This window comes from Paraburkholderia sp. BCC1876, from assembly GCF_902833695.1.
In the GTDB taxonomy this organism is placed as follows: domain Bacteria; phylum Pseudomonadota; class Gammaproteobacteria; order Burkholderiales; family Burkholderiaceae; genus Paraburkholderia.
This window is the reverse complement of record NZ_CADFGI010000003.1, coordinates 768,620-782,346: the sequence shown is the minus strand read 5'-3', so window position 1 is coordinate 782,346 and position 13,727 is coordinate 768,620. Positions and strand designations below refer to the sequence as shown.

Below are 13,727 nucleotides of genomic sequence, written 5' to 3'. Positions count from 1 at the left end.
CGATTCGAGGACGGGAAGCACGATGACAGCGACGCGGCACGTGAGCCGGCCAGGTCCGGTGCGATGGATGTTTTATCTGGGCATGGTGGTGGCGATTGCGTGGCTGGCGACGCAGGCGTTTTATTTCGCGCAGATTGCGGTGTGGAATTCCGTTAATCCTTCTTCGACGGCTTTTATGCGGTCGGATGCGTGGCGGTTGTCGCAGGATCGGCCGGATCTGGCTTTGCAGCATACGTGGGTACCGTATGAACAGATTTCGCACAATCTGAAGCGGGCGATTATTGCTTCTGAAGATGCGAATTTTGTTAATAACAATGGTTATGAAACCGATGCTATTTTGCAGGCTTGGGAGCGGAATAAGGCCAAGGGTAAGATTGTTCGCGGTGGTTCCACCATTACTCAGCAGCTGGCGCGGAATCTGTTTTTGTCTCGGGAGAAGAGTTATATCCGTAAGGGGCAGGAGCTTATTATTACCTGGATGCTTGAGACCTTGATGGATAAGCAGCGGATATTTGAAATCTATCTCAACTCCGTTGAATGGGGGAATGGGGTTTATGGGGCTGAAGCCGCGGCTCATTATTATTATAAAACTTCGGCCAGTAAGCTGACCGCCGGGCAGTCGGCCAGGTTGGCGGTTATGCTGCCGCAGCCTAAGTATTTTGATGAGCATCGAGGGTCAGGGTATTTGGCGCAGCGGTCCAGGGTTATTGCTCGGCGTATGGGCGCTGCTGAATTGCCCGATTAATCGGGGTTTTTGCCTGCGCGGCGCTTTGGTGGTGTTTTTTATGGCGTTGGCCTTTCCTTGCTTTGCTTCTGGTCTATTAGCGTTTGCCCTGTGCAGGCGGCACTTACTTTCTTTGCCGCCGCAAAGAAAGTAAGCAAAGAAAGCGGGCTCACACCGCTAATTCTTAAGCGGGTCTCCCGCACAGCCACGGTAGTGGCTCATCTGGAATCTGGGCTCTCGCGCATTCCGCGTTCGTGACACAGCAGTCATTCATCCGGCGGCGCTCCGCGCGCTGTCGCGGTTGTTCATGCACGGCCCCTGCTAAGCGGGGCCCTCGCGCAGCAGCGGTAGTGGCTCATCTGGAATCTGGGCTCTCGCGCATTCCGCGTTCGTGACACAGCAGTCATTCATCCCGCCTCGCGCTGCGCGCTCGCCGGAACGGTCCGCTGGAATAGTGGCCACGCTTGCGTAGCGAGCGCTCTCGATTTCGACTCGACGAAGCGCCGTGAATGTACTTGGCGTCTTATATTCGGCGCAAATGCACGTGCTTTGCGTGCAGAAGTCCGGGCGCACCTCACGCACCGGAAATGCCGGTGTCGGAGCGGTGTAGCTTCATCAACACGACAAATAATCTGCGCTTGAAATTGTGCTGCGTTAATACCGAAAGCGACAATGCACATTCAGCAAATCGGGCACCCCAAAAGGCGTGCCCGTCTGTGTTTTCGAGTGCGGTTCATGATCGCGGTTTTTTCCGTCGCGACGAAATTGCCGCGAGTCACTTTCAGTGCGTAACTACCGGACGCCGCGATGATGTTTTCGAGCGAACTCGCTTGCTCGGAATCGAACCGGTTGCAGAAGTACTCCCGCTAGCTTCCGATGCCTGTTGCGCGGCTTTTGTCAGGAGCTCCGTTGCGTGGCGCGTCGTAAGTTGCATTTGAGGAACACCCTTCGAATCAAGCGCGATGATGCCGTACAACTCACGGTCCACCTCGACCTCTTGACGATATTCCTCGGCGGTTTCGACCCAAAGTCCGAGTAGCGTTCGCTGGCGTGTTCTTTCGTCGAGCGTGATGGCTGGGTTCTGGTAAATCGAAGTCGCTAGCGTCGACAGTGTATTCAGTTGCGCTATTTGCCGTTCAACAAGCCGGAAAGCAGATAACGCCAGTTTCTCGTACTGAATCGCGTCAATACACGGCCGTGATGCGGTTCGAGAATTCTTGGGGGATTTGCTCATGTGCGATCTCCAATGCTGTGGAGTTCCACGTGCGACAGGCTTCGAAACCTGTTTGTCGTGACATGCACGACAAAACGAGTCTAAAACCTACGGCCCGTCGAGTGATCACCCGCGCAGGCTAAATAGAGCGCAACGGCCTCATTTCCGAAATTTCTCAACAGACTTGTCAGAGTTAAAGGTAATCAGCGATGCCGATTGAATCTGCGCTACTTGTGCGCGATTGCGATTGCGATTGCGATTGCTTGAGAGTTTGCGACAGCGTGCTTGCCGCTGTCTGAAAACTGACGTCGTTTCGACGCCGGCCGTTCCGGCGAGTGCGCAGCGCGAGGCGGGAGGAATGACTGCTGTGTCACGGCGCGGAATGCGCGCGAACCCCGATTCCAGATGCACCACTACCGCCGCTGCGCGAGGACCCCGCTTAGCAGGGGCCGTGCGTGAACAACCGCGACGGCGCGCGAAGCGCCGCCGGAAGAATGACGGCCTTGTCACGAGCGTGGAAGGTGCGAGGACTCAGATTCCAGATGAGCCACTACCGTGGCTGTGCGGGGGACCCGCTTAAGAATTAGCGGTGTGAGCCCGCTTTCTTTGCTTACTTTCTTTGCGGCGGCAAAGAAAGTGAGTGCCGCCTGCACAGGGCAAACGCTAATAGACCAGAAGCAAAGCAAGGAAAGGCCAACACTGCGAGAACCCAGCCCAAAACGAGCCCAAAGCACCAAAAAATCCCATTATATGAATCCAACACTCACATATTGGAGCTTTCCAAAAACCGCCCTAGAATCCACTCCAACACGCACAGCGGCGACAAAAAAGTCCCCGCCCAAGCGACAGCAACAAAAAAAACCGGAGACAAACCAAACCATGCCAACCAATCGAAGGCAGCCCCACCACGCCAGTGGCAAAGCGTGCAAAGCGGGCAAATCAGGCCACCTCTCCGGCCCCGCGCTGTAAGCGCAAAAAACCATCGAAAAGCGAATCGCCATGAACAAAGCGATGCCCCACGCCGCGAGCGCGTCCGAAGCTGACCTGGCGCTGCCAGCCGACCACGGAACGCAGGCTGCCGAGCGTGAGCCGATCACGGCCAAACCGCCGCACGCAGCCAGCAATGCAAACGCAAAAGCGAGCGCAAACGCCAGCCCAAAAGCGACCGCGCCCACCCAGCGCCCAGCAGCCGACGAAATCGCCCTCCCCAGCACGCTGCTAGACATCACCCCGCAACAAGCCGGCACACAAACACTGCTCCGCGGTCTCGCGATTCTCGAAGCCGCCGCCGCCGGCGTACGCGATCTGCGCACCTTCGGCGCCGCGCTCGGCACGACCCGCAGCACCACGCATCGGCTGGTCAGCAGCCTCGTCCAGGCGCGTTACCTGCGTCAGGTGCAAGGCGGCTATCTGCTCGGCCCGAAGCTGATCGAACTCGGCACCATCGCGCTCGAACAGATGCCGCTTACGGCGGTCGCGCGTCAGCATCTCGAATCGCTCGCGGAACAAACGCTCGACACGATTCACCTCGGCGTGCGCGACGGCGACGACGTGCTCTACATCGACAAAATCCCCGGCACCCGTGGCCTCGAAATGCGCTCGCGCGTCGGTCACCGTATGCCGCTGGCGTCGACGGGAATCGGCAAGGCGATGATGCTCGACCTCACGCCCGACGTCTGGCAGTCGCTGTTCGACGCGTCGCGTCGCGCGCTCGCCGGCGTCAGCTTCAAACCGGATAACCGTCCCGACGCGCAGACCTTCATGCAGCGCATGACCAGCTACGCAGCCGGCGGCTATACCTTCGATCTCGAAGAAAACGAGGCATCGATCCGCTGCGTCGCGGCGCCCGTGCGCGATGCGTCGGGCGCCGTCGTGGCGGCGCTTTCAGTGGCGAGCACGATTCCGTATATGTCGCTGGAACGGATGGATGAACTGATCCCGGTCGTGCAGCGCGAAGCGCGCGCAATCTCGGAGGAACTCGGCTGGCGTGCCCCGCAACCCGCAACTCGCAGGATCAAACGATGAAGTCAGCGGGTTCCTCCACACCGGCTAAACCTCCCGTCGCCGCACAAGCGGTAGAGGTGGCGGATGTCGTCGCGGCCAATTTCAGCCAGGCCGCGCTGATCGCGCTCGACTGGGGCACGACCTCGCTGCGCGCGTATCTCTTCGACGCAAACGGTCAAGTGCTGGCCACGCACGCCTCGACGGCCGGCATCATGAATCTGCCGCGTCCCGCTGAACAAGGCGGTTTCGACGCGGCTTTCGAAGACGCCTGCGGCGCGTGGCTCAAGCAGGCGCCCGGCGTGCCGGTGATCGCAGCCGGCATGGTCGGCAGCGCGCAGGGCTGGGTCGAAGCGCCGTACGTCGAGGCGCCGGCGAGTGCCGAAGCGCTGGTGGCCGGCATCGTCCGAGTGAAAGCGGCATGCGGCGTGACGCTGCATATCGTGCCGGGCGTGCTGCAACGCGGTGAGTTGCCCAACGTGATGCGCGGCGAAGAGACGCAGATTTTCGGCGCGCTCGGCCAGGAAGCGAACGCGGACAACGCCGCGAACACGGATACCGCCGCCAAACGCGCCCTGATCGGCCTGCCCGGCACGCACGCCAAATGGGCGATCGTGCACGCCAACCGCATCGAACGTTTTCACACCTTCATGACCGGCGAAGTATTCGCGGCGCTGCGCGATCACACGATCCTCGGCCGCACGATGCTGACGCCGGACCATGCGGACACCGCCGCCTTCCTGCATGGCGTGAAAATCGCCCGCGACCGGGGTCAGGCTGGTGTGCTCGCCACGATCTTCAGCACCCGCACGCTCGGTCTCACCGGACAACTGTCGCGCGAGCAGCAACCCGACTATCTGTCGGGCCTGCTGATCGGCCACGAACTGGCCGGCCTCGAAGCCGTGCTGATGCAGCAACAGAATTCGGTCGCGGGACAAAGCCTGCGTCTGATCGGCAATGAAGCGCTGTGCGAACGCTATCGCCTCGCACTGGCGCAATTCGGCTGCACCCAGGCGGAACTGGTCAAGCACGCCACCGAGCGCGGCCTGTGGCGCGTCGCCTCGCAGGCGGGACTGGTCAATCCGGCCGCCCACGCGGCGCGCGCCGGCTAAACGGCCACGCCGCCGCTCACGAAACAAGGAATCGACATGCAACCTCATATCAATTTGCCCGCACCGTATATGCCGCACGCGGGTCTGATCGCGGCCTTCGAGGCATGTCCGCTGATCGCGATCATGCGCGGCGTGACGCCCGCCGACGCGGCCGACCACGCTCAGGCGCTCTATGAAGCGGGCTTTCGCATCGTCGAAGTGCCGTTGAATTCGCCGCAGCCGTTCGACAGCATCGCGGCGATCCGCAAGGCGTTGCCGGCCGACGCGATCGTCGGCGCGGGCACCGTGCTGCATCCGAGCTTCGTCAACGAAGTGAAGTCGGCGGGCGGCGAGCTGATCGTCATGCCGCACAGCGACCCGGAAGTCGTGATCGCCGCGAAAGCGCAAGGCATGGCCTGCTCGCCGGGCGTCGCGACGCCGAACGAAGCCTTCATCGCGCTGAAGAACGGCGCGGACGTGCTCAAGATGTTCCCCGCCGAACAGCTCGGCTGCCAGGTCGTGAAAGCCTGGCGCGCGGTGATCGCGGCGCAGGTGCCGCTGGTGCCCGTCGGTGGCATCACGCCGGACAACATGGGGCCGTTTCTTAGCGCCGGCGCGAACGGTTTCGGCCTCGGCTCCGCGCTGTACAAGCCGGGCCAGAGCGCGGCCGTGACGAGCTCGCATGCGAAGGCGTTCATCAACGGTCTGCGGATTGCCCGCGCCGGGGCGAAGAAATGACACGGCTCGCCGGCAAAGCCGCGTTGATCACTGGCGCCGGGCGCGGCATTGGCGCGGCGATCGCGCTTGCCTTCGCCCGCGAGGGCGCGGCGGTCGTGCTGGCGGAGCTGGATCTCGACAGCGCGCAGCAGACGGCGGAACGCATCCGCTCGCAAACTGGTGCGCGCGTGCTCGCGGTGCGCACCGACGTCACTCAGTCCGCCTCGGTTCAGCACGCGGTGAGCGAGGGCGAACAGGCCTTCGGCCAACAATTGGACGTGCTGGTGAACAACGCCGGCATCAACGTGTTCTGCGACCCGCTGACCATGACCGACGACGACTGGCGCCGCTGCTTCGCGGTCGACCTCGACGGCGTGTGGAACGGTTGCCGCGCGGTGTTGCCGGGCATGGTGGAACGCGGCGCGGGCAGCATCATCAATATCGCGTCGACGCATTCGTTCAAGATCATTCCGGGCTGTTTTCCGTACCCGGTCGCGAAGCACGGCGTGATTGGCCTGACGCGCGCGCTCGGCATCGAATACGCGCCGCGCAATGTGCGGGTCAACGCGATCGCGCCGGGTTACATCGAAACGCAATTGACGCATGACTGGTGGAACGAACAAGCCGATCCGGCGGCGGCGCAGCAGGCCACGCTCGATCTGCAGCCGATGAAACGCATCGGTCGTCCGGAAGAAGTGGCGATGACGGCGGTGTTTCTCGCGTCGGACGAAGCGCCGTTCATCAACGCCAGTTGCATCACCGTGGATGGCGGTCGCTCGGCGCTGTATCACGACTGATTTTTGCAGCACTGTTGCATCGGTTTCGCAGTACCCAAATTGCGCTGGGGCGCAATGAGTTCACCGGACGACGCGCTGGCCGCGTGTGTCATACCCGGTACAAGAAGACGCGGCCAATAACCTTCTCGTTATCAATTAATTAGTCAGGAGACACGCATCATGAAACGTAGAATTTTCCTCACGCTGGCAGCAGCGGCGACGGGTGTGCTCTTCAACGCACCGGTGGCGCAGGCGGCGGACCCGGTCAAGATCGGCTTCCTTGTGAAGCAGCCGGAAGAACCGTGGTTCCAGGACGAATGGAAGTTCGCCGAAATGGCCGCCAAGGAGAAGGGTTTCACGCTGGTGAAGATCGGCGCGCCGTCGGGCGAGAAGGTGATGAGCGCAATCGACAACCTGGCCGCCCAGAAGGCGCAAGGCTTCGTGATCTGCACGCCCGACGTCAAGCTCGGACCGGGCATCGTCGCGAAGGCGAAGGCCGACGGCCTGAAGATGATGACGGTGGACGATCGTCTGGTCGACGGTGCGGGCAAGCCGATCGCATCGGTGCCGCATATGGGCATCTCGGCGTACAACATCGGCAAGCAGGTCGGCGACGGCCTGGCCGCGGAAATCAAGAAGCGCGGCTGGGACATGAAGGATGTCGGCGCGATCGACGTGACCTACGAACAACTGCCGACCGCGCATGACCGCACCAGCGGCGCGACCGACGCACTGGTCGCCGCCGGCTTCCCTAAGGCGAACATCGTGATGGCGCCGCAAGCGAAGACCGACACGGAAAACGCCTTCAACGCCGCCAACATCGCGCTGACGAAGAACCCGCAATACAAGCACTGGGTGGCCTACGCGCTGAACGACGAAGGCGTGCTCGGCGCGGTGCGCGCAGCGGAAAGCCGCGGCTTCAAGGCGGACAACATGATCGGTATCGGCATCGGCGGCTCGGACTCGGCATTGAACGAGTTCAAGAAGTCGACGCCGACGGGCTTCTACGGCACGGTCATCATCAGCCCGAAGCGCCATGGCGAAGAGACCTCGACGCTGATGTACGACTGGATCACGCAAGGCAAGGAACCGCCGATGCTCACGCTGACAACCGGCATGCTGGCTACGCGTGACAACGTCGCCGACGTGCGCGAAAAGATGGGCCTCGCGTCGAAGTAAGGCGTCAGCAAAATCGCAGCAAACGCAGTGCGATGAAGTGAACTGCCGGTGCGTCGTTTCTCCAGGGATTGGGCGCACCGGCAGCAGCAATACAAGATAAGCAGGATGAGTAGTTGAGACAAACAGAGGAGGCGGAAGTGTCAGCGACGCTACGTTTTGACAATATCGGCAAAGTCTTTCCAGGCGTGCGTGCGCTCGACGGTGTGTCCTTCGACGTCAACGTCGGCCAGGTGCACGGCCTGATGGGCGAAAACGGCGCAGGGAAATCGACCCTGCTGAAGATACTCGGTGGTGAATATCAGCCCGACTCGGGCCGCGTCATGATCGACGGCAACGAGGTGCGCTTCACCAGCGCGGCTTCGTCGATCGCGGCGGGGATCGCGGTGATTCACCAGGAACTGCAATACGTGCCCGATCTGACGGTCGCGGAAAACCTGCTGCTCGGCCAACTGCCGAACTCGCTCGGTTGGGTCAACAAGCGCGAAGCCAAACGCTTCGTGCGCGAACGGCTCGAAGCGATGGGCGTGGCGCTCGATCCGAACGCGAAGTTGCGCAAGCTCTCGATCGCGCAACGGCAGATGGTCGAAATCTGCAAGGCGCTGCTGCGCAACGCGCGTGTGATCGCGCTGGACGAGCCGACCAGTTCGCTGTCCCATCGCGAGACCGAAGTGCTGTTCAAGCTGGTGCGCGACCTGCGCGCCGACAACCGCGCGATGATCTACATCTCGCACCGCATGGACGAGATCTACGAGTTGTGCGACGCCTGCACGATTTTCCGTGACGGCCGCAAGATCGCGTCGCATCCCACGCTTGAGGGCGTGACGCGCGACACCATCGTCAGCGAGATGGTGGGGCGTGAGATCAGCGACATCTATAACTACTCGGCGCGGCCGCTCGGCGAAGTACGCTTCGCGGCGAAAGCGATCGAAGGCCATGCGCTCGCGCAGCCGGCCAGCTTCGAGGTGCGGCGCGGCGAGATCGTCGGCTTCTTCGGTCTGGTGGGCGCGGGCCGCAGCGAACTGATGCACCTGGTGTACGGCGCGGATCACCGCAAGGCCGGCGAAATCGTGCTCGACGGCAAGCCGATCAAGGTGCGCAGCGCGGGCGAAGCGATTCGCCACGGCATCGTGCTGTGCCCGGAAGACCGCAAGGAAGAAGGCATTGTCGCGATGGCGACCGTGTCGGAGAACATCAACATCAGTTGCCGCCGTCACTATCTGCGCGCGGGCATGTTCCTCGACCGCAAGAAAGAAGCGGAAACCGCCGACCGTTTCATCAAGCTGCTGAAGATCAAGACGCCGAGCCGTCGCCAGAAAATCCGTTTTCTGTCGGGCGGCAACCAGCAGAAGGCGATTCTGTCGCGCTGGCTCGCCGAGCCGGATCTGAAGGTGGTAATTCTCGACGAACCGACGCGCGGCATCGATGTCGGCGCGAAGCACGAAATCTATAACGTGATTTACCAGTTGGCCGAACGCGGCTGCGCGATCGTGATGATTTCGTCGGAGTTGCCGGAAGTACTCGGCGTGTCCGACCGGATCGTCGTGATGCGCCAGGGTCGGATTTCCGGCGAACTGTTACGCAAAGATGCATCGGAACAAACTGTGTTGAGCCTCGCGTTGCCGCAAAGCTCGACCGCACTACCCGGAACCCAGACCGCCGCTCAGCAGGCAGCCTGACCATCATTTGGACGAAAGTCCGGCAACCCGTGGGGAACGGGAGGAGTCTTCAACATGCAAGCTAGAGAAAACCTCGCGCAACAAGCCGTCAAAGGCGCGGCCGATGCGCTGATTCCGCAGACCACCGACAAGACGAAATGGTGGCAACACGTCACCGAGTACAGCCTGATCGTGATTTTCGTGGTGATGTTCGTCACGATGTCGCTCACGGTCGACCATTTCTTCTCCATTGAGAACATGCTCGGTCTCGCGCTGTCGATCTCGCAGATCGGCATGGTCGCCTGCACGATGATGTTCTGTCTCGCGTCGCGCGATTTCGATCTGTCGGTGGGTTCGACGGTCGCGTTCGCCGGCGTGCTGTGCGCGATGGTGCTCAACGCGACCGGCAACACCTTCATCGCGATTATCGCGGCGGTGGCGGCGGGCGCGGTGATCGGTTTCGTCAACGGCGCGGTGATCGCGTATCTGCGCATCAACGCGCTGATTACCACGCTCGCGACGATGGAAATCGTTCGCGGTTTCGGCTTCATCGTGTCGCACGGTCAAGCGGTCGGCGTGTCGTCGGAGACCTTCATCGCGCTGGGCGGGCTGAGCTTTTTCGGCGTGTCGCTGCCGATCTGGGTCACGCTGCTGTGCTTCATCGTGTTCGGCGTGATGCTCAACCAGACCGTGTACGGCCGTAATACGCTGGCAATCGGCGGCAATCCGGAAGCGTCGCGTCTGGCCGGTATCAATGTGGAACGCACGCGCGTCTACATCTTCCTGATCCAGGGCGCGGTGACGGCGCTGGCCGGTGTGATTCTGGCGTCGCGTATTACGTCGGGTCAACCGAATGCCGCGGAAGGTTTCGAGCTGAACGTGATTTCGGCGTGCGTGCTGGGCGGCGTGTCGCTGCTCGGCGGACGCGCGACGATTTCCGGCGTGGTGATCGGCGTGCTGATCATGGGCACGGTCGAAAACGTGATGAACCTGATGAACATCGACGCGTTCTATCAGTACCTCGTGCGTGGCGCGATCCTGCTGGCCGCAGTGCTGCTCGACCAGTTGAAGAACCGCGGTTCGCGGGATTAACTTACCTAGCTCTGAAAGGAATCGAACGATGTCGTCTCCGGCCAATGCAAACGCCCGTCTCGCGGACACCGCGTTCGCGCGCTATCCGAGTCTCGTCGACCGTACGGTGTTGATCACGGGCGGCGCGACCGGCATCGGCGCATCGTTCGTCGAGCATTTCGCGGCGCAGGGCGCCCGCGTCGCGTTCTTCGATATCGACGCGAGCGCCGGCGAGGCGCTCGCCGACGAACTCGGCGATTCCAAACACAAACCGCTGTTCCTGCCCTGCGATCTGACCGACGTCGACGCGCTGCAAAAAGCGATCGCCGACGTCAAAGCCGCGCTCGGCCCGATCCAGGTGCTGGTGAACAACGCGGCGAACGACAAACGCCACCAGATCGGCGAAGTCACACGCGAGTTTTTCGACGCGGGTATCGCGGTGAATATCCGTCACCAGTTCTTCGCGGCGCAAGCGGTGATGGAAGACATGAAGGCTGCCAACAGCGGCTCGATCATCAATCTCGGCTCGATTAGCTGGATGCTGAAGAACGGCGGGTATCCGGTCTACGTGATGTCGAAATCGGCGGTGCAGGGTTTGACACGCGGCCTCGCGCGCGACCTTGGGCACTTCAATATTCGCGTGAATACGCTGGTGCCGGGCTGGGTCATGACGGAGAAGCAGAAGCGCCTGTGGCTCGACGACGCGGGCCGTCGTTCGATCAAGGAAGGCCAGTGCATTGACGCGGAACTGGAACCGGCCGATCTGGCGCGCATGGCGCTTTTCCTCGCCGCCGACGACAGCAAAATGATCACCGCACAAGACCTCATCGTGGACGGAGGCTGGGCGTGACGGCGAGTCCGCGCACGCAGCCGGCCGCGCTGCTGCTCGACACGCAATGCGCGCTCGGCGAAGGCGCGACGTGGTGCGCGAGCACCGGCCGCTTTTACTGGACGGATATCGAAGGCGCCTGTTTGTGGCGCTACGACCCGAGCGACGGCGACACGACGCAATGGAGCATGCCGGAGCGGCTCGCCACGTTCGCGCTGTGCGCGGACCCGCGCTATCTGCTGCTGGGTCTGGCCACGCATCTGGCGTTTTTCGATCTGACGACGGGCAAGACGCGCCGAATCGTCGACGTCGAACCCGGCATGAACACGCGCGTGAACGACGGTCGCTGCGACCGCCAGGGGCGCTTCGTGTTCGGCACGAAAGACGAAGGCTCGCCGTTGCAGGCGGTGGGCGGGTTTTATCGGCTGAATCACGATCTGTCGCTGGAGCGTTTGCCGTTGCCGGCGCCAGCTATTTCGAACAGCATCGCGTTCAGTCCCGACGGCGCCACGATGTACTACTGCGATTCGCCGACGCGTGAAATTCGCGCCTGCGACTATCGCGCCGACGGCAGCGTCGCGAACGACCGTCTGTTCACCACGCTGACCGACGCCACCGGCGAACCCGACGGCTCGACCGTCGACCGCGACGGCGGATTGTGGAACGCGCAGTGGGGCGGCCGGCGCGTGGTGCGCTACGGCCCCGACGGCGTGGAAACGGAGCGCGTCGACGTGCCGACCGCGCAGCCCAGTTGCGTCGCGTTGGGCGGCGCGTCGCAGGGAACGACCATCGGGCGCGCGCAGCTCGACACGCTTTACGTCACCAGCGCGCGCATCGGTCTCGATTCTGCGGCGCTCGCGAACGACGCAGGCGCGGGTGGCGTGTTCGTCGCGCGTGTCGAAAGGGCGGGTTTGCCGGAAGCGGTGTTCCAAGGTGCGCCCGCATAGCGCAGAATGACGCAGCCGCTTTTTCAGGGCGGCGGCTTGGGGCGGTAGCGTCGATTGCCGCTCAGGCATCTCGTCGCACGTACCAGGCTTTACGCATCACGCGTTACGCAGTGACCTTGAAATCGATTCAGCCGTAAATGCCGCGATCCCAGTGCCCGCAAATTATTAGCCTGCATTGCAGGACCCAGAGGCGACCGGTTCAAGAAAATCGCCCAACAGCATCCGTCAGCGATGACGGCCATGTCCAACGCCTCTCGATGGAGTCAGCTATGACTGTTGCGAATCTTGTTTCCGCCGCCCCGCCGACCTCCCAGAGCCGGCGCTCGCGACTTGCCGCGGCGGCCAATCCGGTGCTGCCGGGGCCGAGCACGTCGGCGGTGGCGGTCGGCGAAAGCAGCGGCGGCGAGCTCGCGTGCATCACGCTCGCCAATACCCATTTGCGCCTCGACGTCGCGCCGACGCTCGGCGGCGGCATCACCCGTTTCGACTGGCGCAACGACGGCGCGCTGACGCCGATTTTCCGGCGCTGCCGCCATGTCGCGGCCGATACACAACCAAACCAGTTGGCCTGTTATCCGCTGTTGCCGTATTCGAACCGCATCGGCGGCGGTCGTTTCGATGTGGCGGGACGGCGCGTGGACGTGCCGCGCAATCGCGCCGACGAACCGTTGCCGATTCACGGCGACGGCTGGCTGTCGGCGTGGCAGGTGGCCGAGTCGGCGCGCGAAAGCGTGCGCCTGACGCTCGATCGCCACGACGGCAAACCGTACGCGTTCCGCGCGGCGCAAACCTATACGCTCGATGGCCCGACGCTTGCCGTCACGCTCGAAATCGAAAACGCGGGGCGCGAGGCGCTGCCGTTCGGGCTCGGCGTGCATCCGTTCTTTGTGCGCGACGCGGATACCGAGTTGTCGGCGGCGGCCGGCGGCCTGTGGCTGTCCGGCGACGACTGGCTGCCGGTGCGCCATGTGCCGGCGCCGCCGGCGTGGCAATTCGGGGTGGCGTATCCGTTGCCGGATACCGTCGTCAATCATGCTTTTACCGGCTGGAGCGGGCAGGCGGCCGTGGTGTGGCCGAAGCGCCGACTGTCGCTGAATATCTCCGCCGACACCGACTACTACGTGCTGTACACGCCGACGGGCGAAGACTTCTTCTGCTTCGAGCCGGTGGATCATCCGATCAACGCGATGAACCTGGCCGGCGGCGCGTGCGAAAACGGCATGACCTTGCTGAAGCGCGGCGAGCGGCTGACGCGGACGTTCCGGTTTACTGTCGAGCGGACGGGTTTGCGTTCGATGCCGGGCGCACGTGGAACGAAGCGGCGGCAATAACGTTTGGGCGAAGCGGTGGCGGTAACGCACCGAGCGAAGCGGGCGCGATGGCGAGCGGGGTGTCGCGGTGACCGTAGTGCTCGCGGCGGGAGTTCAACGCCGGGAAACCGCGCCGCCGCGTGCAAAGCACGCCCCGCGTCGCGGCCCCTTGCGCAGGACGGGTAAAATACGCGCCACTTCCGTTCACCTGCTC

At 62.7% G+C, this 13,727-nt stretch carries 12 protein-coding genes; 11 read left to right on the top strand and 1 reads right to left on the bottom strand.

Annotated features, from left to right (window positions below):
• Positions 1–22: 22 nt before the first annotated feature.
• On the top strand, positions 23–745 hold the full coding sequence (gene mtgA / locus HWY05_RS15310) for a monofunctional biosynthetic peptidoglycan transglycosylase (protein WP_035548687.1): 723 nt from the start codon (positions 23–25) through the stop codon (positions 743–745).
• 760 nt (positions 746–1,505) lie between these two features.
• On the opposite strand, the gene HWY05_RS15305 is transcribed toward mtgA, so the two are convergent.
• Positions 1,506–1,958, bottom strand: a complete 453-nt coding sequence (locus HWY05_RS15305; RefSeq protein WP_176058842.1) for a hypothetical protein — start codon at positions 1,956–1,958, stop codon at positions 1,506–1,508.
• Positions 1,959–2,936: 978 nt separating this feature from the next.
• Between HWY05_RS15305 and HWY05_RS15300 the strand changes: the two genes are divergently transcribed.
• The 10 genes from HWY05_RS15300 (at position 2,937) to HWY05_RS15255 (ending at position 13,534) form a co-directional block, all read left to right on the top strand.
• On the top strand, positions 2,937–3,962 hold the full coding sequence (locus HWY05_RS15300; protein ID WP_176058841.1) for an IclR family transcriptional regulator: 1,026 nt from the start codon (positions 2,937–2,939) through the stop codon (positions 3,960–3,962).
• Positions 3,959–5,050 (top strand): 2-dehydro-3-deoxygalactonokinase, encoded by a 1,092-nt coding sequence (locus HWY05_RS15295; RefSeq protein WP_176058840.1) that lies wholly within the window; start codon positions 3,959–3,961, stop codon positions 5,048–5,050. Before HWY05_RS15300 ends, HWY05_RS15295 begins: the two co-directional genes overlap by 4 nt.
• Before the next feature lie 36 nt (positions 5,051–5,086).
• Complete coding sequence (locus tag HWY05_RS15290) at positions 5,087–5,767, top strand: 2-dehydro-3-deoxy-6-phosphogalactonate aldolase (RefSeq protein ID WP_176058839.1); 681 nt, start codon at positions 5,087–5,089, stop codon at positions 5,765–5,767.
• Positions 5,764–6,543, top strand: a complete 780-nt coding sequence (locus tag HWY05_RS15285; protein WP_035548676.1) for an SDR family oxidoreductase — start codon at positions 5,764–5,766, stop codon at positions 6,541–6,543. Before HWY05_RS15290 ends, HWY05_RS15285 begins: the two co-directional genes overlap by 4 nt.
• Before the next feature lie 159 nt (positions 6,544–6,702).
• A complete protein-coding gene (locus HWY05_RS15280; protein WP_035548675.1) occupies positions 6,703–7,701 on the top strand; it encodes an arabinose ABC transporter substrate-binding protein in 999 nt (332 codons plus the stop codon).
• 137 nt (positions 7,702–7,838) lie between these two features.
• Positions 7,839–9,377 carry an L-arabinose ABC transporter ATP-binding protein AraG gene (gene araG, locus HWY05_RS15275; RefSeq protein ID WP_035548672.1) on the top strand — a complete coding sequence of 513 codons (1,539 nt, stop codon included), beginning with the start codon at positions 7,839–7,841 and terminating at the stop codon, positions 9,375–9,377.
• 54 nt (positions 9,378–9,431) lie between these two features.
• Entirely contained in the window at positions 9,432–10,448 is a 1,017-nt protein-coding gene (gene araH / locus HWY05_RS15270; RefSeq protein WP_035548669.1) for an L-arabinose ABC transporter permease AraH, read from the top strand.
• A 28-nt stretch (positions 10,449–10,476) separates the two neighbouring features.
• Positions 10,477–11,277, top strand: a complete 801-nt coding sequence (locus HWY05_RS15265; RefSeq protein WP_035548666.1) for an SDR family oxidoreductase — start codon at positions 10,477–10,479, stop codon at positions 11,275–11,277.
• Positions 11,274–12,203: an SMP-30/gluconolactonase/LRE family protein gene (locus tag HWY05_RS15260; protein WP_176058838.1), complete on the top strand. Its 930-nt coding sequence runs from the start codon at positions 11,274–11,276 to the stop codon at positions 12,201–12,203. The genes HWY05_RS15265 and HWY05_RS15260 overlap by 4 nt, the downstream gene beginning before the upstream one ends.
• Before the next feature lie 269 nt (positions 12,204–12,472).
• On the top strand, positions 12,473–13,534 hold the full coding sequence (locus HWY05_RS15255) for an aldose 1-epimerase (protein WP_035548660.1): 1,062 nt from the start codon (positions 12,473–12,475) through the stop codon (positions 13,532–13,534).
• The last annotated feature ends 193 nt before the right edge of the window (positions 13,535–13,727 follow it).